The 15,725-nt window shown below is 57.2% G+C and carries 20 protein-coding genes; 9 read left to right on the top strand and 11 right to left on the bottom strand.

Annotated features, from left to right (window positions below; all coding sequences use genetic code 11):
• Positions 1–25: 25 nt before the first annotated feature.
• From alkB to AC1DIS_RS23150, 4 genes are all read right to left on the bottom strand, one after another.
• Positions 26–706, bottom strand: a complete 681-nt coding sequence (gene alkB, locus AC1DIS_RS23165; RefSeq protein WP_477743154.1) for a DNA oxidative demethylase AlkB — start codon at positions 704–706, stop codon at positions 26–28.
• Complete coding sequence (locus AC1DIS_RS23160) at positions 696–1,406, bottom strand: 2OG-Fe(II) oxygenase (protein WP_477743153.1); 711 nt, start codon at positions 1,404–1,406, stop codon at positions 696–698. The genes alkB and AC1DIS_RS23160 overlap by 11 nt, the downstream gene beginning before the upstream one ends.
• A 129-nt stretch (positions 1,407–1,535) precedes the next feature.
• The gene (locus tag AC1DIS_RS23155) at positions 1,536–1,706 is read right to left on the bottom strand and encodes a hypothetical protein (RefSeq protein WP_086945763.1); all 171 of its coding nucleotides are present in this window, start codon (positions 1,704–1,706) and stop codon (positions 1,536–1,538) included.
• A gap of 28 nt (positions 1,707–1,734) precedes the next feature.
• Positions 1,735–2,037, bottom strand: a complete 303-nt coding sequence (locus AC1DIS_RS23150) for a DUF1883 domain-containing protein (protein ID WP_007900033.1) — start codon at positions 2,035–2,037, stop codon at positions 1,735–1,737.
• Between the two features lie 212 nt (positions 2,038–2,249).
• On the opposite strand from AC1DIS_RS23150, the gene AC1DIS_RS23145 reads away from it, so the two are divergent.
• Both AC1DIS_RS23145 and AC1DIS_RS23140 read left to right on the top strand, forming a co-directional pair.
• Complete coding sequence (locus AC1DIS_RS23145) at positions 2,250–2,606, top strand: hypothetical protein (protein WP_018929068.1); 357 nt, start codon at positions 2,250–2,252, stop codon at positions 2,604–2,606.
• Positions 2,607–2,678: 72 nt separating this feature from the next.
• The gene (locus AC1DIS_RS23140) at positions 2,679–2,909 is read left to right on the top strand and encodes a hypothetical protein (RefSeq protein ID WP_007935641.1); all 231 of its coding nucleotides are present in this window, start codon (positions 2,679–2,681) and stop codon (positions 2,907–2,909) included.
• A gap of 13 nt (positions 2,910–2,922) precedes the next feature.
• On the opposite strand, the gene AC1DIS_RS23135 is transcribed toward AC1DIS_RS23140, so the two are convergent.
• On the bottom strand, positions 2,923–3,204 hold the full coding sequence (locus AC1DIS_RS23135; RefSeq protein WP_018929069.1) for a hypothetical protein: 282 nt from the start codon (positions 3,202–3,204) through the stop codon (positions 2,923–2,925).
• A 140-nt stretch (positions 3,205–3,344) separates the two neighbouring features.
• Positions 3,345–3,533 carry a hypothetical protein gene (locus AC1DIS_RS23130; RefSeq protein ID WP_007935646.1) on the bottom strand — a complete coding sequence of 63 codons (189 nt, stop codon included), beginning with the start codon at positions 3,531–3,533 and terminating at the stop codon, positions 3,345–3,347.
• Positions 3,534–3,813: 280 nt separating this feature from the next.
• Here AC1DIS_RS23130 and galU point away from each other — a divergent pair, with 280 nt between their 5' ends.
• A complete protein-coding gene (gene galU / locus AC1DIS_RS23125) occupies positions 3,814–4,653 on the top strand; it encodes a UTP--glucose-1-phosphate uridylyltransferase GalU (RefSeq protein WP_003182953.1) in 840 nt (279 codons plus the stop codon).
• Positions 4,654–4,782: 129 nt separating this feature from the next.
• Positions 4,783–6,141 carry a glutathione-disulfide reductase gene (gene gorA / locus AC1DIS_RS23120; protein ID WP_477743151.1) on the top strand — a complete coding sequence of 453 codons (1,359 nt, stop codon included), beginning with the start codon at positions 4,783–4,785 and terminating at the stop codon, positions 6,139–6,141.
• Here the strand turns inward: gorA and AC1DIS_RS23115 are convergent.
• The gene (locus AC1DIS_RS23115; protein ID WP_086945543.1) at positions 6,138–7,157 is read right to left on the bottom strand and encodes a DNA-binding protein; all 1,020 of its coding nucleotides are present in this window, start codon (positions 7,155–7,157) and stop codon (positions 6,138–6,140) included. The genes gorA and AC1DIS_RS23115 overlap by 4 nt on opposite strands.
• A gap of 178 nt (positions 7,158–7,335) precedes the next feature.
• On the opposite strand from AC1DIS_RS23115, the gene AC1DIS_RS23110 reads away from it, so the two are divergent.
• From AC1DIS_RS23110 to ahpF, 3 genes are all read left to right on the top strand, one after another.
• On the top strand, positions 7,336–8,274 hold the full coding sequence (locus AC1DIS_RS23110; protein ID WP_477743150.1) for a site-specific integrase: 939 nt from the start codon (positions 7,336–7,338) through the stop codon (positions 8,272–8,274).
• A gap of 138 nt (positions 8,275–8,412) precedes the next feature.
• Entirely contained in the window at positions 8,413–8,976 is a 564-nt protein-coding gene (gene ahpC, locus AC1DIS_RS23105) for an alkyl hydroperoxide reductase subunit C (RefSeq protein ID WP_477781098.1), read from the top strand.
• Between the two features lie 145 nt (positions 8,977–9,121).
• Complete coding sequence (gene ahpF / locus AC1DIS_RS23100) at positions 9,122–10,684, top strand: alkyl hydroperoxide reductase subunit F (RefSeq protein WP_192350429.1); 1,563 nt, start codon at positions 9,122–9,124, stop codon at positions 10,682–10,684.
• Between the two features lie 67 nt (positions 10,685–10,751).
• Here the strand turns inward: ahpF and gloA are convergent, their stop codons facing one another.
• Positions 10,752–11,273, bottom strand: coding sequence for a lactoylglutathione lyase (gene gloA / locus AC1DIS_RS23095; protein ID WP_477743149.1), 522 nt, complete (start codon positions 11,271–11,273; stop codon positions 10,752–10,754).
• Positions 11,274–11,407: 134 nt separating this feature from the next.
• On the opposite strand from gloA, the gene AC1DIS_RS23090 reads away from it, so the two are divergent.
• Positions 11,408–11,932 (top strand): DUF4946 domain-containing protein, encoded by a 525-nt coding sequence (locus tag AC1DIS_RS23090; RefSeq protein WP_477743148.1) that lies wholly within the window; start codon positions 11,408–11,410, stop codon positions 11,930–11,932.
• Positions 11,933–12,106: 174 nt separating this feature from the next.
• Here the strand turns inward: AC1DIS_RS23090 and AC1DIS_RS23085 are convergent, their stop codons facing one another.
• The 3 genes from AC1DIS_RS23085 to AC1DIS_RS23075 form a co-directional block, all read right to left on the bottom strand.
• Complete coding sequence (locus AC1DIS_RS23085) at positions 12,107–12,472, bottom strand: histone-like nucleoid-structuring protein, MvaT/MvaU family (RefSeq protein ID WP_007935661.1); 366 nt, start codon at positions 12,470–12,472, stop codon at positions 12,107–12,109.
• A gap of 233 nt (positions 12,473–12,705) precedes the next feature.
• On the bottom strand, positions 12,706–14,241 hold the full coding sequence (locus tag AC1DIS_RS23080) for an EAL domain-containing protein (RefSeq protein ID WP_477743147.1): 1,536 nt from the start codon (positions 14,239–14,241) through the stop codon (positions 12,706–12,708).
• Positions 14,242–14,344: 103 nt separating this feature from the next.
• Positions 14,345–15,217, bottom strand: a complete 873-nt coding sequence (locus AC1DIS_RS23075; RefSeq protein ID WP_064617707.1) for a LysR family transcriptional regulator — start codon at positions 15,215–15,217, stop codon at positions 14,345–14,347.
• Between the two features lie 78 nt (positions 15,218–15,295).
• Between AC1DIS_RS23075 and AC1DIS_RS23070 the strand changes: the two genes are divergently transcribed.
• The coding region (locus AC1DIS_RS23070; RefSeq protein WP_477781097.1) for a DMT family transporter at positions 15,296–15,725 on the top strand (430 nt) is incomplete at its 3' end.

Below are 15,725 nucleotides of genomic sequence, written 5' to 3'. Positions count from 1 at the left end.
GGTCTTGCGGTCGAATTCGACTGCATCATCGCGCAGTACGAAAAGTGAAATTGATCCGCTGTTCGCCCAGCCGCGGATGCTGGCCTTCCTTGATCGGCAATACGCCGTGGTAACGCAAACGGTCCACGCCGCCCCAAACCACGATATCACCGTGAAATAGCGGCACCCGCTGGCTTTTGGCGTTGCGTTCGAAGCCGCCGAACAGGAACGTCGCCGGCAACCCCAAAGACACCGACACGATGGGGGCGGTGTAGGCGTTTTCGTTTTTGTCCTGATGCAACGACATCCTGGCCCCGGGAACATAGCGGTTGATCAGGCAGGAATCCGGTACGAACGCCATAAACCCTGCTTCTCGCGCCGCCGCCTGGGCCAGTTCGAAAAACACCTCGGGCATTTCAGGCCAGGGCGCGCCGGTCTGCGGATCGTTGCGGGTGTATCGGTAGCCGTTGCGGTCGGTGGTCCAGCCCCAGGTGCCGCAACTGCTCAAGGCCACCGACATGGTAAAGCCACCGGGCGTGACCATCTGCCGAAACGGCGCCGCTGTCAGAACCGCCTCCAGCGCCGGTAGTAACCGGTCGAGCCAGGGCAGGGCAAAGCCCCTCAGGACGTAGGATTGTTCGCCAATCTGCTCGCGCCTGGGCTGCTGCTCGGGTTCTGCGTCGGCAAACAGATCGAAGGTGATCGGGTTCATGGGCTCATAGCGCATCGTGAAAGATGATTCCAAGGGTATGCCGTTTTCCACTGTGCAGGCGACTCACCCCATGACGCAGGGTCACTCGGTAATAGCCGCGAACGCCTTTAACCGGGCGCTGATTCACGGCAAAAATCAACGCGTCACCTTTCTTCAGTCCGATGACTTGCGGGCGCGATTGCATCCGTGGGCGTTGTTCGGTCAGCACAAATTCGCCACCGGTAAAGTCCTCTCCCGGTTCTGACAGCAGAATCGCCACTTGCAGCGGGAACACGTGTTCGCCGTACAGATCCTGATGCAAGCAGTTGTAGTCCTGCGTGCCGTATTGCAGCAATAAAGGTGTCGGGCGTTCCTGACCGGCGGCATGGCAGCGTTGCAGAAACGCTTCGTGGGATTCGGGGAAACGGGTCGGCAGATCCATGCATTCGTACCAGCGATTGGCAATGGGAACCAGTCGAGGGTAGAGCGCGCTGCGCAATCGGGCCACCGGATCCGGCAGCGGGTACCTGAAGTATTTGTACTCGCCACGGCCAAAACCGTGGCGCGCCATCACCACTTTCGAGCGAAAGGGTTCGGGGCAGTCGTACAGGGCGCTTATTTCATCGCAGGTCTTATGGCTTAAAAGCGATTTGATGATCGCGCAGCCATCCTGGTCGAGTTGCTGCGTAAGCGCGCCCCAGTCGAGGGCATCGTGGTGAATCGGATCGGTAAGCAAGGGTTCTGACTCCTTGACCAAAAGGTCGAGGCGGCCAGTTTAGAGAGCGTTGCGAGCGCGGGCACTCCGGCGCTTGCGGTCGAATTCGCGAGAGGGGAGCAGACGTCCATGTTGTCGCTCCAGATCGCGTTACAGCGCTTTGCTGACGCTGATCTCGCTGATGACGTCTTCGCTCTGGCCATGCAGCTTGTCCAGCGCAGCCTTGGCTTCTTCTGCAGTGCCGTTTTCAAGCTGGGCGAATTCGAAGCGACGTTCGCCGTTGAGTTTGTATTTGATGACGTATTTGGTCGTCTGGGCCACGGTCATACCTGCCTGTTCTGGTGTGGGTTCAGCTCAGCTTCGAGCTGGAGCGGCGGATGATCTTGATCGAGTGCGTCAGGGTCGGTTTGCGGGTCACGCTGATCGGCCGGCGGTTGACCGTGTCGATGGTGATGTTCCAGAAACCGGTGCTCGGCGCGGTGATCCGGGCCGGGAAGGTGTCGAATGCGCCACCGTGATACGTGTGACGGCCGCCGTTCTTGAAGCTGCGGAAGTTGGCGTCGTTCATCAAGCGGATGTTGCACATTTGGGAGCACTGAATGACGACGATGTCGTCTTCGTTGAGGTGCTCGCGCTGGTGGATAAATTTCATGAGGCGCCTCCAGAAGGGCTTTTTCTACAAAATCAAAACGATAGCATGGGCGATTGGCGCAGTTTATCAGCCCGAACAGGTTATTATCTGGCTGTCGGGGTCCGCTTTGACAATTAAAAACAGTTATTTGGAATTCTATGAGCGATAAAAGCAGGGAGCCTTGGAGAAAAACAGCATTTGTGCTGTCGGAGGGTCTTTATCGGAGGTTTCATATGAAATGGGGTGTTCTGGTCGTGCCGTTTGTATTGGCAGTGGGTGGATGTGCGACGGTCTCGGACATCACTGCGTCGTTGCCTACCATGAACGTGATTTCAGGCAAGAAACCCCATGAGTACGCCCAGTGCCTGGTCGAGAAATTGGCCAGTAGCCGTGGGGCCTTGCAAGTCGAGCCGCAAAAGGATGGCATGCGGGTGATTGTGCCGCAGAAGTTTTCCTCGGGGCCGGCAGCGGTGTTTGACATTGAAGACCGCTCCGGTGGCAGCAGCATCAAACTGCATGAGCGCATCTCCAATGTACCGTTGCGCCCATGGGATGTGCGCAATGCCGCCACCGCGTGCATTTCCGGCTGATAGACTACCCCCGGTCAGCATCGATGCCGTCAAAGTCGCACTTTGACGGCATTGTCATTTCTGGAGTCGAGCATGAAACGAGAGCAGGTGCGGGAGCGCCACGCAGAGGGTCATATCTCTGCCACCCATGTGATTCAGAACCCGGCGAATCCGGGGGAGTGGATCGTATTTTTCAAGAAAAGCGCCGGGCGCAGTTTTTTCCTGGTGGATGACAACGATGAAGTCGAGTCCTTCAGCCGCCTCGACGATTTGATCGAGACGGTACGCGGGCTCGGGATCAAGTTCGCCGAAATCCATATGTAGGGCATTGGGTGCCCTACTTGCAGACCACCACCACACTGCGGTTCTTGTAATTGCCGACGTCGACGCCCAGGGTTTTGTCGCTTTCCTTGGTCGAAGGTGTACCGTCGGTACCGACAATCCGATAGCCGGTGCCGGCGCAAGAGGCATCGGCTTTTTCGTAGCAACTGGCCCAGGCGTTGGCTTCCCCGGAGCAGTCGATGGTCAGGCCTTGCTCGCCATTTTTCAGGTAAGTCGTTTCTGACGTGGCGCAGCCACTCAGGGCCAGTACCGCAATCAGTGGCAAGAATCTTTTCATGTCGTGGTCGTCGTCAGTGATGGGGGCTAAACGCTATGACAGCGGCTGCAACGAAAGGTTATGGCGATTGGCCACTTCGTTGCAGGCATTCACAAAAAAGCCCTGCGCGAAGACAGGGCTGCGGTCGCGCCAGGTTCAGCTCAAGGCTTGTCCTTGCCACGCCGCTTGGGTGCTGCGGGTTGATCCTGCAACACCGATGCCACTTCAATCGCCAACGCTTCTGTAGGGAACGGCCCGGCAATATTCTCGCCGCCGACGCTGTCTATCCACCACTGGCCGTCTTTCGCCTGATTGATCAGGTACCCGTTGACGCTTTTTGCTGCCGACATCTATCTGCCTCGTTGGCTGGTTCAGGTGCGCAATAATAGCGCCAAATGCCCTCAACGGGTGCCGATGGGTGTAGGGTGGGGCAGATTGTCGCTAGACTGATGGCCGCGCAGGTCGTCGATCTCTGCTATCTATAAGACGTTGTGCAGCTTATCTGCGGAACTATCCATCAGAATATTTCTCTATGATGGCGTCGGTTAGCCAGTGCGGGGCATTGTAAGGTGCACGCCGCCTGATTAGACTGCGCCGAAACTCGTACACACAGCCCTTTCAAGGACTTATATGATCAAGAAATGCTTGTTCCCAGCAGCCGGTTACGGTACTCGCTTCCTGCCAGCGACTAAAGCCATGCCCAAAGAAATGCTGCCGGTGGTAAACAAGCCACTGATCCAGTACGGCGTCGAAGAAGCACTGGATGCCGGGTTGACCGAAATCTCCATCGTTACCGGTCGCGGCAAACGCGCCCTGGAAGACCACTTCGACATCAGCTACGAGCTGGAAAACCAGATCAAGGGCACTGACAAGGAAAAATACCTGGTCGGCATCCGTAAACTGCTCGACGAGTGCTCGTTCTCCTACACTCGCCAGACCGAAATGAAAGGCCTGGGCCACGCAATCCTGACCGGCCGTCCACTGATTGGCGACGAACCTTTCGCCGTAGTACTGGCGGACGACTTGTGCGTCAACCTCGAAGGCGACGGCGTACTGACCCAGATGGTCAAGCTGTACAAGCAGTTCCGCTGCTCGATCGTGGCCATCCAGGAAGTCGATCCTCAGGAAACCAACAAGTACGGCGTGATCGCCGGCGAGATGATTCGCGACGACATCTATCGCGTTCACAGCATGGTCGAGAAGCCAAAACCTGAAGATGCACCGTCGAACCTGGCGATCATCGGCCGTTACATCCTGACCCCGGACATCTTCGACCTGATCGAACAGACCGAGCCAGGCAAGGGCGGCGAAATCCAGATCACCGACGCCCTGATGAAGCAAGCGCAAAACGGCTGCGTCATGGCCTACAAGTTCAAAGGCAAGCGTTTCGACTGCGGTGGCGCCGAAGGCTACATCGACGCAACCAACTTCTGCTTCGAGAACTTCTACAAGACTGGCAAGGCTTACTGATAGCGCCTGAGCTGCTTGTATTGAAAAGCCACCTTCGGGTGGCTTTTTCATTTTTCGGCCCCAAATAGTTTGCAACGCTTGCCCAAAGGGCGCTCGCAGGTATGCTGGTGTCCTGCCGAGGAGATAGTAATGGCCTACGATTTTGACCTATATGTGATTGGTGCCGGTTCTGGCGGTGTGCGGGCTGCGCGGTTTGCGGCCGGTTTTGGTGCGAAAGTCGCCGTGGCCGAGAGCCGTTATCTGGGCGGTACGTGCGTGAACGTCGGCTGTGTGCCGAAAAAACTGCTGGTCTACGGCGCGCACTTCGCCGAAGACTTCGAGCAATCGCAAGGTTTTGGCTGGACTCCGGGTGAAGCGACGTTCGACTGGGCGACGCTGATCGCCAACAAGGATCGCGAGATCAATCGCCTGAACGGCATTTATCGCAATCTGCTGGTCAACAGTGGTGTGACCTTGCATGAAGGTCACGCGAAAATCGTCGACCCGCATCAGGTTGAGATCAATGGCGAGCGTTACACCGCCAAAAACATCCTGATTGCCACCGGTGGTTGGCCGCAGATCCCGCAGATTCCGGGGCACGAGCATGCCATCAGCTCCAACCAGGCATTCTTCCTTAAAGAGCTGCCCAAGCGCGTTCTGGTGGTCGGTGGTGGTTACATTGCGGTGGAGTTCGCCGGGATTTTCCACGGGCTGGGTGCCGAGACAACGCTGCTGTATCGCGGTGATCTGTTTCTGCGTGGCTTCGACGGCACAGTGCGCAAACATTTGCAGGAAGAGCTGACCAAGCGCGGCATGAACCTGCAATTCAATGCCGACATCGAACGTATCGACAAGCAGGCCGATGGCAGCCTGAAGGCGACGCTCAAGGATGGTCGTGAGCTGGAGGCGGATTGCGTGTTCTACGCCACCGGTCGGCGTCCGATGCTCGACAACCTGGGGCTGGAAAACACCGGGGTCAAACTCGACAAGAAAGGTTTTGTCGAGGTCGATGAACAGTATCAAACCGCTGAACCGTCGATCCTGGCCCTCGGTGATGTGATTGGTCGGGTACAACTCACGCCGGTTGCTCTGGCCGAAGGCATGGCCGTAGCGCGGCGTTTGTTCAAGCCTGAGCAATATCGCCCGGTGGATTACAAGATGATCCCGACCGCCGTGTTCAGCTTGCCGAACATCGGCACTGTCGGGCTGACTGAAGAAGAAGCGCGCGAGGCCGGGCACGATGTGGTGATCTTCGAAAGCCGTTTCCGGCCGATGAAGCTGACCCTGACCGAATGCCAGGAACGCACCTTGATGAAACTGGTGGTGGACGCCAAGACCGACAAGGTCCTGGGTTGCCACATGGTCGGCCCGGATGCCGGCGAGATCGTGCAAGGATTGGCGATTGCCCTGAAAGCGGGCGCGACCAAGCGCGACTTCGACGAAACCATCGGTGTGCATCCGACGGCCGCCGAAGAGTTCGTCACCATGCGTACGCCAGTCGCGGGTTAATCGTTCTTCTGTGGCGCTGATGCGTCTGGCGCTGTCGCAACGACAGCGGCCAGACGCACGCTTTCATCCAGGCTTGCCTGCAACTTGATTAGTTCAACTTCCAGCGCTTTGTTGATGTGCGACTGCTCGTCAATGTTCTGCTTGAGAGACTGGCTTTCCAGCAAGGCAATGCGCAAGCGTTCCTGGAGGAGGGTGCGTTCGCTGTCGATGCGGGTGACCTGTTCCAGTAACTGATCCTGTCGGCTGTTGGTGTGCTTGAGTTGCTCCTGCAACAGGCTCAACTCCCGCAGCGTGCCACGGTTTTCGGTCAGCAGACGCTCATTGTCGCGATGCAGTTGGGTGATTTCATCCTGGCGTACCAGTGCGCTTTGCTGGGCCTGACGCAACTCCATCTGAATCTGCTGCACCTGGCCTTCGTGGCGTCGCTGTTCCTGCTCGCGCTGGTCTTTGACGGCGTTGCGGTAGTGCTCCAGTGCTTCGCGGGCGTGCAGGTGTTTTTCTTCCAGTGAGCGGATCTGCTCGTCCTTGTCCTGCAAGCGCAATTCGAAATCGGCCAGTGCCTGGTTCAGCCCGGCGTTGCGGGTTTGCTCGGTTTGCAGCATCGAGCGGGTGTCGTGCAGTTCCGCCGATTCCTGGGTCAGCGCCAGGCTTTGAATTTCGTATTGCTGTTGCAATTCGGTATTGGCCTCGCGGGCCTCGTGCAGCTGGGTTTCCAGCTCTTTTCGTTGTTGCTCGAACTGCGCGCGTGCCTGGTCGATGGGTTCTTGCGCCTGTTCTTTCAGGCGTTGCGCCAGACGCGCCACCAGCGCTGTCAGCTCATCATCGATCGGTTCGGAAGGTGCTGGCGCGGGTTCGGCGCCGTCATCGAGCTCTTTCAGATAGCGATGGATCGTGGTTTTCGAGCCGGTATTGCCCATTTCGATCCGCACTGCGTCGATGCTCGGGTGTTCGCCCCGGGCGAGGATTGCCGAGCGTGCCGCTTGCACCAGTGCCTTGTTTACGCCGCCACGTGCCATGTGTTCTCCTACGATTTGATACTGTGGTACGTACCACTAATATTAGCAATGTACCATGCCGTGAATAAAGTTAAAAACTTGTGATAACTGATGCGGGATATACTGGTATTACCCCGTGTGATGAGCTGTAGACCGGGTTTTCAATCGCCAACGCGGTACGTTTTCGAGCACTGAGCCCATGACCGATCTGGATCGCTACCTGCAAGCCGCTACCCGCGACAACACCCGTCGCAGCTATCGCGCGGCCATCGAGCACTTCGAAGTCAGCTGGGGCGGGTTCCTGCCGGCGACCAGCGATAGCGTTGCGCGGTACCTGGTTGCACATGCGGGCGTGCTGTCGATCAATACCTTGAAGTTGCGCTTGTCCGCGTTGGCGCAGTGGCACAACAGCCAGGGGTTCGCCGATCCGACCAAGGCACCGGTGGTGCGCAAAGTGTTCAAAGGTATTCGCGCGCTGCACCCGGCCCAGGAAAAACAGGCTGAACCCTTGCAGCTTCAACATCTGGAGCAAGTGATCGCCTGGCTGGAGCAGGAAGCACAATCCGCCAGGGCGCAGGGCGATCGCGCGGGATTGCTGAGAGCCAAGCGCGACACCGCACTGATCCTGCTGGGCTTCTGGCGTGGTTTTCGTAGTGATGAGTTGTGCCGCGTGCAGATCGAGCATGTACAAGCCAGCGCCGGTTCAGGCATTACCCTTTACTTGCCACGCAGCAAGGGCGATCGCGAGAACCTCGGCCAGACCTACCAGGCACCCGCCTTGCAGCGCCTGTGCCCGGTACAGGCCTACATCGAATGGATTACTGAAGCCGCGTTGGTCCGTGGCCCCGTGTTTCGTGGCATCGATCGCTGGGGCCATTTGAGCGAGGAGGGCTTGCACGCCAACAGCGTGATCCCGTTGTTGCGCCAGGCACTGGAGCGCGCCGGCATTGCGGCCGAGCACTACACCAGTCACTCCCTGCGTCGCGGCTTCGCCACCTGGGCGGCTCAGAGCGGTTGGGATTTGAAGTCGTTGATGAATTACGTGGGCTGGAAGGATGTGAAGTCAGCCATGCGCTATGTTGAAGCCAGCCCGTTTCTCGGGATGACCCGAATCGCTGAAAAGCCGTTGGCGCTGTAGATCACGTTTTCTTCTATTAATACGCTCGGCTAATAGCGAAAACAAATCAGCAGCATCAGGTTTGCCAATGAGCCAACCGGCGATCGGGTGGGTAGGATTCACCACATCAACTTCTTAACCCCTGACGGAGAGTCACCGATGCCTATCATCAACAGCCAAGTTAAACCGTTCAAAGCTACCGCCTACAAAAATGGCGACTTCGTACACGTGTCGGACGCTGACCTGAAAGGCAAGTGGTCTGTCGTTTTCTTCTACCCAGCTGACTTCACCTTTGTTTGCCCGACCGAACTGGAAGACCTGGCTGACAACTACGCCGAGTTCCAAAAACTGGGCGTCGAGATCTACAGCGTTTCCACCGATACCCACTTTGCCCACGCTGCCTGGCACAACACTTCGCCAGCCATCGGCAAAATCCGGTACACCATGATCGGCGACCCGACTCATGTCATCTCCCRCAACTTCGACGTGCTGATCGAAGAAGCTGGCCTGGCTGACCGTGGCACTTTCGTGATCAACCCTGAAGGCCAGATCAAAATCGTTGAACTCAACGATGGCGGTGTAGGCCGTGACGCTTCCGAGCTGCTGCGCAAAATCAAGGCCGCTCAATACGTCGCCGCTCACCCGGGCGAAGTGTGCCCAGCCAAGTGGAAAGAAGGCGAAGCTACTCTGGCTCCGTCCTTGGACCTGGTCGGCAAGATCTAAGTCTGTGACGCGCTTCATCAGGGCGGAGCTCCGCACCTACTAAGTAAGCTGCACCGCCCCATAAAACGCCCGGGCGAGATTCGCTCGGGCGTTTTTTTATGTCTGATTGCTCTCTATTCAAACAGCATCTAAGGAAATCGCCCGTATGTTGGACGCCAATCTTAAAGCCCAGTTGAAATCGTACCTGGAACGGGTCACTCAGCCGATCGAGATCGTTGCATCCCTCGACGACGGTGCGAAATCCCAGGAAATGCTCGCGTTACTCAAAGACGTTGCCAGTCTTTCCACCCAGATTACTTTGCTCGACAACGGTAACGATGCGCGTAAACCATCGTTCTCGATCAATCGCCCGGGAGCCGATATCAGCCTGCGTTTCGCCGGCATCCCGATGGGCCACGAATTCACATCCCTGGTGCTGGCCTTGCTGCAAGTCGGCGGCCACCCATCGAAAGCCAGTGTCGACGTTATCGAGCAGATCCGCTCGCTCAAAGGCGAGTTCAACTTCGAGACTTACTTCTCGCTGTCCTGCCAGAACTGCCCGGATGTGGTTCAGGCGCTGAACCTGATGGCCGTGCTGAACCCGAACATCCGCCACGTCGCCATCGACGGCGCGCTGTTTCAGGCCGAAGTTGACGAGCGCCAGATCATGGCCGTGCCAAGCGTTTACCTGAACGGCGTGAACTTCGGCCAGGGTCGCATGGGCCTGGAAGAAATCCTCGCCAAGATCGACACCAGCGGCATCGAGCGCCAGGCCGAGAAGATCAGCGCCAAGCAAGCCTTCGACGTACTGGTCGTCGGCGGTGGCCCGGCCGGTGCTTCAGCGGCAATTTACGCCGCTCGTAAAGGCATTCGCACCGGCGTGGCGGCTGAACGTTTTGGTGGTCAGGTGCTCGACACCATGGCCATCGAGAACTTCATCTCCGTGCAGGAAACCGAAGGGCCGAAACTGGCCGTGGCACTGGAAGAACACGTTAAGCAATACGACGTGGACATCATGAACCTGCAACGCGCCGACAAGCTGGTGCCGGGAAAAAACGGTGAATTGCACGAAATCCATTTCGCCAGCGGCGCGTCCTTGAAAGCCAAGACCGTAATCCTCGCCACCGGCGCGCGCTGGCGTGAAATGAACGTTCCGGGTGAGCAGCAATACCGCAACAAGGGCGTGGCGTACTGCCCGCACTGTGACGGTCCGCTGTTTAAAGGCAAGCGTGTGGCGGTGATCGGTGGCGGTAACTCCGGCGTCGAAGCAGCCATCGACCTGGCGGGGATCGTGTCCCACGTAACCCTGCTGGAGTTCGACGTGCAACTGCGCGCCGATGCGGTGTTGCAGCGCAAGTTGCACAGCCTGCCGAACGTTACCGTGATCACCAGTGCGCAAACCACTGAAGTGACCGGCGATGGCCAGAAGGTCAACGGCCTACGCTACAAGGATCGTCAGTCGGACGAGCTGCGCACTGTTGAGCTGGAAGGGATTTTTGTGCAGATCGGTCTGCTGCCTAATACCGATTGGCTCAAAGGCACCATCGAGCTGTCACCGCGTGGCGAGATCATTGTCGATGCCCGTGGTGAGACGTCGATCCCCGGCGTGTTCGCGGCCGGCGACGTGACTACCGTGCCGTACAAGCAGATCGTGATTGCGGTGGGTGAGGGCGCCAAGGCTTCCCTGAGCGCATTCGATCACTTGATTCGCACCTCGGCGCCGGCATAAACGCCGAAGCTGAAAACACAAAACCCCATGAGCGATCATGGGGTTTTTTGTGGGTGGATCTTTTAATTTACAACGGTGCCGGCTGAATGATCTCGACCCAGTAACCATCCGGGTCCTTGATGAACGCCAGGCTCTTCATACGACCGTCGTTCAGGCGTTTCTGGAAATCGCAGCCCAGCGCTTCAAAACGTTCGCACGCGGCGCGGACGTCCGGCACCGAAATGCAGATATGGCCGAAGCCGCGCGGGTCGGTGTTGCCGTTGTGGTAGGCGAAATCCGCGTCGTTCTCGGTGCCGTGGTTGTGGGTCAGTTCGAGAATGCCGGGGATCGATTTCATCCACTCGGTGCGGGCAGCGGCATCGGCCGGGATCTGGTTTTTATCGACCAGCGCCAGGAAGTACAGGCTGAACTCGGCTTCCGGGAAATCACGCTTTTCCACCAGCGAGAAACCCAGGACGCGGGTGTAGAAATCCAGGGACCGGGTGATGTCCTTGACCCGCAGCATGGTGTGGTTGAAGACGAACTTCTGGGTGGCGGTGTCAGGTTGGGCGGTCACACCAGAAAATGTATTGAGTTCGTGCAGGCTCATGGGCCCTCCGGAAATTCCAAGAATGCTCACAATGATACGCAAGGGGCCTGGCATCGCCAAACCAAAACCGCAGGCTTGCCTGCCGGGCGGGTGAAGCTCAGACTTCGCGGCTCAATCCGTGAGTGTTCATTACAATGATCCGACCCTGTCAATTGATGTTCGTCCTTATGTGTCTGCTTTCAGGTGTTACCCGTGCTGATGCAGAAGCTCCGGTCGTGACCTGGCCCAATGGATGGACAGTCGAGACCGTGCCGCAAGACGAGGCCAAACCTCAGGTTTCCCGCCAGCGCGCGGTAAAAAACGACCAGGACGGGACACCGGTAATGGTGATGGAGTTGACCATGACTCAAGTGGAAAGCGGTCATCAGGTGAATCTGGAAGGTGTGTTACTGGAAATGCGCAAGTCCGTGCAGAAGGACTTTTTTCAGGGCGGCTATCAGAGCGTCTGCAACAAAATTCATCCGACTGCCTTGAGCCGGTTATCGGCGCTGGAAACTACCTGCACCATTACCCAGAACGGTCGACATGTGTTGTCTCAAACATTGGTCGCCGCAGTGGACGGCGATAAAGCCTATGTTCTTTCCTACGCGGGGCAGGCTGAGGTTTATAAGGCAAGTCAGGGCGACATAGAGGCAGCTCGAATCAGCTTGAAACTTTAGTTTAAGGTTTCTGTACCCACGCTTTTGAGCATGGCCCGGATTTTTAGATAGCCAAACGGATTAAGCACAAAGTTAGTCAGGCTATAGCGAATTGATCGGCGACTATCGTCGCATTTTAGACGGCATCCATGAAAAAGCCCTGCATTGGCAGGGCTTTTTTATTACCGTGAGCGCTTAGGCGCGCAGCCAGGAGTCAACGGTGGCTGCACCGTATTGTTCCTTCCAGGCTTTCAGGCCGCGGTGGTTGCCGCCCTTGGTTTCAATCAGTTCACCCGTGTGCGGGTTCTGATAAACCTTGACCACGCGAGCGCGGCGGGTTTTAGGGGCGGTTGCCTGCTGCAGGCCGGATTTCGCCGGGTGCGGGTCGAGGATGGCGATGATGTCGCGCAAGCTCTTGCCGTAGGTTTTCATCAGCCCCTGGAGCTTTTCTTCGAATTCGATTTCTTTTTTGAGACCGGCATCGTTCTTCAAAGATTCCAACTGCTTGAGCTGTTCTTGAAGGGCCTTTTCAGCTGCACGGAATTCAGCGAGTCTGGACAATATCTTTACTCCAATAGTGTGTTTGGCTGAAACCAACCGCAAACAAAGCTATAAGCCAAGAGCCTTGAAGCGACTCGGTGATAATGGCACGCCTGCCGATTTTGCACAGGTRTGAAAAATTGTAGTAGTTAATTGGCCAAGAGTAAATCCTGACTTTTTCTTCATGTAACAAGAGTAGTCTTTTGATTCAATTTGGCGCGCATCATCATGATTCCGGCGCTTAACGTGGTTAGTTAATGATCACTTAATGCTCTAATGAACTCTGCGCCGGGCATCGGCCGGCCGAACAGATAACCTTGCAGAAAGTTCACGCCATGGGCAGTCAGATAGTCACTTTGCTCCTCGGTTTCCACCCCTTCGGCGACGATGCCCAGATCGAGTTTGGCCGAGAGTTCGATGATGCTGTCCAGAATGTGCCGGGAGAGGGCGTCGACACCGATCATGGCGACAAAGCTCTGGTCGATTTTCAGGAAGTCCACATTGAACTGACGCAAGTAACCGAGGCTTGAATGGCCGGTGCCAAAGTCGTCGATGGCGATCATCACGCCCAGCGCGCGAAGCCGTTCGAACAACAGCAGGGTGATGGCTGTCGGTTCGACCAGTTCGCGCTCGGTCAACTCCAGCACTAAATGGACACTGCCCGGTGCAAAAGCACTGAGGAATTCTCGGCAGTCTTCGACCAGCGCAAGATCCCGGCAATGACTGGCGGTGATGTTGATGCTAATGTGGAATGGCCCCTCGAACGATGCCGACAAGGGCGCCAGCAATGTGGCGGTCTGTTGCATCAGCGAGCGGGTCATCGGCACGATCAGACCGGAATGTTCGGCAAACGGGATAAACAGATCCGGACGCACCAGGCCTTCCCTGGGATGTTTCCAGTGCATCAATACTTCGGTGCCGGACCACAGCTTATTGTCGCCATGCACCACGGGCTGAAAGTAAGGAATGAATTCTGCTGCCTCCAGCGCCCGCTGCATTTCACGGCTGGGCGACATCGAGCGCTTCTGCAGCACATGCCCGATTGAACCTGACACCACGCCGAAGAACATCAACAGACTGAACAGTGGCGGGTATTCACTACGCATGTAACGCCAGGTTTCTCCTTCGGGGAAACCTGCGGCCACCGTAAAGGCATAACGCGAGGACGTCAGCATACTTTGTGCTACCGGCAAGGCGGGCAGGGCGTCCTCGTGAACTTTGCCGTCGGCAGACAACCAGTTGGGACCGACTTGTAGCAACAGTAATGTCTTGCGGCCGATCAGGCGCAATTCATTGCTCAGGTGATAACCGTTCAGCGTGGTCAATGCCCCTTTATTTCCTTCGCTRAGCCGGTACACCAACAGCGCGGTATTGGGCGTGACCGGGTTGCCGTTCATGAGCCATAACTGGCCTTGGGTGTAGTCGCCGGGATTAACCTTTTCCTGATATTCACCGAACAACGAACTGCAATAGAGGTTGTCGTCCCACACCAGGTTGGTCGAGCGCACGAAGGGCCGGCGCGTAACTTGTTCGCGCAAGGCCAGTTTAACGTCATTGCAGTTTTTGCCAGCCAGCGGCAGGAGCTCCTGCGCCGCTTGGGCGGTGTTGTCGAGCATCAGTTCGAACTGGCGAATGGATTCTTCGCCAGTCAGTTCAGTACTTTGCTTGAGGGTACGTTCAGCCTGCAGATAGAGAATGGCGACTCCCAGCAACACCGGGAGCAATCCGCTCAAAACAGTCACAGTGATTCGGGTGCCACGCTTGCGGCGACTTTTGACGTTCAGTGGCATTCGCAAATCCATCGCGATAAAAGAGGGCTCTCAAAGGTTGGCAGGTCGACATGCCTCCCAAAAGAGTTCAGCCATGATAGTTGGCTATCGGCCCTTATGCCGCTCAACCTTTAATCAATCTTGAGGCCAGTTTAATAAAGGCCAGTGTCGCGGGGGATGACTGACGCTGATCGAGCACCGCCAGACCGACTTGGCGGCTGATGGGGGGCGACAGCGGTTTTTTCACGTAGCGGTTGTCGTGGTCGTCAGGCAGTGAGCTTTCGGCGACGACAGTCAAGGCATCGCCACGGCCTACGACGTCCAATGTGCTGAGCAACTGCGAGCAGCGATAACGAATGTTCGGCGTCAATCGCGCCGTATTGAACAGGCGCGACACCAGCTCCGAAGACCCGGCTTCGGTCAGCACAAAAGGGTCGTGGCACAAGTCGTTCAGGCGCAAGCTGCCGCGACCGGCCAGTACATGGTCGGCAGGCAGCAGCGCGACCATCTGGTCCTCGATCAAGGCCACGGTGTCGAAACGCTCTTGGGGCAACACCACGAAGCCGATGTCGATACGCCGTTCTTCCAGCCACTGAATCACCTGGCGATCCGGCCCTTCATCGATATGAACCTCGATGCCCGGATGCGAGGCGCGGTAGTGCTGCAAGATCCTGGGCAACAGCTTGATCGATGAGGTCGGGCCGAACGAGCCTATACGCAGAGTGCCGGTTTTCATCCCGCGTGAATCGGCCGCCTCCTGACGCAAAGTGTTGGCCAGCCCGAGCATTGCCCGAGCGCGCAGTAATAGCTGCTGGCCGATATCACTGAGCTCGACCTGGGACTGATGCCGACGCAGCAGTTCGACGCCCAATTCCTGTTCCAGCGACTTGAGTGCGTGGGAGACCGCAGACTGGGAAATCTCCAAACGATGGGCGGCCGCCGTGAAGCCGCGCAGTTCGGCCACCAGCGAGAAAATCTCGAGTTGAGTGAGGGTCATGAGCTTTTACTCATTTTACGATGATCGATCATTAGTCGAATGATACGCCACATGCCCGATTTCTGGTGGTGGAGACTTATGACTACGTGTGAACAGACCCTTGCGAACTCTTCGGATGTGCCGGTTTATCTGAAACTGGCGGCGGTCACCATGATCTGGGGCGGGACATTCGTCGCCGGGCGGTTTCTGGCCGACAGCCTCTCTCCGTTATTGGCCGCGAGTCTGCGGTTCCTGCTGGCGAGCGTGGCGTTGCTGGTGTTCCTGCTGCTGGCGCGGGTGCCCTTGGTGCGACCCAGCCCCAGGCAATGGTTGCAATTGGCGCTGTTGGGATTCTTCGGGATTTTCTTCTACAACCTGTGCTTCTTTTACGGGCTGCATTACATCAACGCGTCCCGGGCGTCTTTGATCGTGGCGTTGAACCCGGCGGTGATCGGCCTGGCTTCYTGGCTGTTGTTCAAGGAGCGGCTGAGTCGGGCGAAAGTGGCTGGTATTGCGACTGGTATTGCGA

The sequence above is a fragment of the Pseudomonas sp. 05N433 genome (genome assembly GCF_056396925.1).
The sequence above is the reverse complement of the archived record's forward strand: the minus strand, read 5'-3'. Positions and strand labels throughout refer to the sequence as shown.

What these genes read in the sequence shown, in the direction of transcription:
- alkB (WP_477743154.1), bottom strand. Translation starts at nt 706, where the DNA reads ATGCGCTATGAGCCCATGAACCCGATCACCTTCGATCTGTTTGCCGAC.
- AC1DIS_RS23150 (WP_007900033.1), bottom strand. Translation starts at nt 2,037, where the DNA reads ATGAAATTTATCCACCAGCGCGAGCACCTCAACGAAGACGACATCGTC.
- AC1DIS_RS23145 (WP_018929068.1), top strand. Translation starts at nt 2,250, where the DNA reads ATGAAATGGGGTGTTCTGGTCGTGCCGTTTGTATTGGCAGTGGGTGGA.
- AC1DIS_RS23140 (WP_007935641.1), top strand. Translation starts at nt 2,679, where the DNA reads ATGAAACGAGAGCAGGTGCGGGAGCGCCACGCAGAGGGTCATATCTCT.
- AC1DIS_RS23135 (WP_018929069.1), bottom strand. Translation starts at nt 3,204, where the DNA reads ATGAAAAGATTCTTGCCACTGATTGCGGTACTGGCCCTGAGTGGCTGC.
- AC1DIS_RS23130 (WP_007935646.1), bottom strand. Translation starts at nt 3,533, where the DNA reads ATGTCGGCAGCAAAAAGCGTCAACGGGTACCTGATCAATCAGGCGAAA.
- galU (WP_003182953.1), top strand. Translation starts at nt 3,814, where the DNA reads ATGATCAAGAAATGCTTGTTCCCAGCAGCCGGTTACGGTACTCGCTTC.
- gorA (WP_477743151.1), top strand. Translation starts at nt 4,783, where the DNA reads ATGGCCTACGATTTTGACCTATATGTGATTGGTGCCGGTTCTGGCGGT.
- AC1DIS_RS23115 (WP_086945543.1), bottom strand. Translation starts at nt 7,157, where the DNA reads ATGGCACGTGGCGGCGTAAACAAGGCACTGGTGCAAGCGGCACGCTCG.
- AC1DIS_RS23110 (WP_477743150.1), top strand. Translation starts at nt 7,336, where the DNA reads ATGACCGATCTGGATCGCTACCTGCAAGCCGCTACCCGCGACAACACC.
- ahpF (WP_192350429.1), top strand. Translation starts at nt 9,122, where the DNA reads ATGTTGGACGCCAATCTTAAAGCCCAGTTGAAATCGTACCTGGAACGG.
- gloA (WP_477743149.1), bottom strand. Translation starts at nt 11,273, where the DNA reads ATGAGCCTGCACGAACTCAATACATTTTCTGGTGTGACCGCCCAACCT.
- AC1DIS_RS23090 (WP_477743148.1), top strand. Translation starts at nt 11,408, where the DNA reads ATGATCCGACCCTGTCAATTGATGTTCGTCCTTATGTGTCTGCTTTCA.
- AC1DIS_RS23075 (WP_064617707.1), bottom strand. Translation starts at nt 15,217, where the DNA reads ATGACCCTCACTCAACTCGAGATTTTCTCGCTGGTGGCCGAACTGCGC.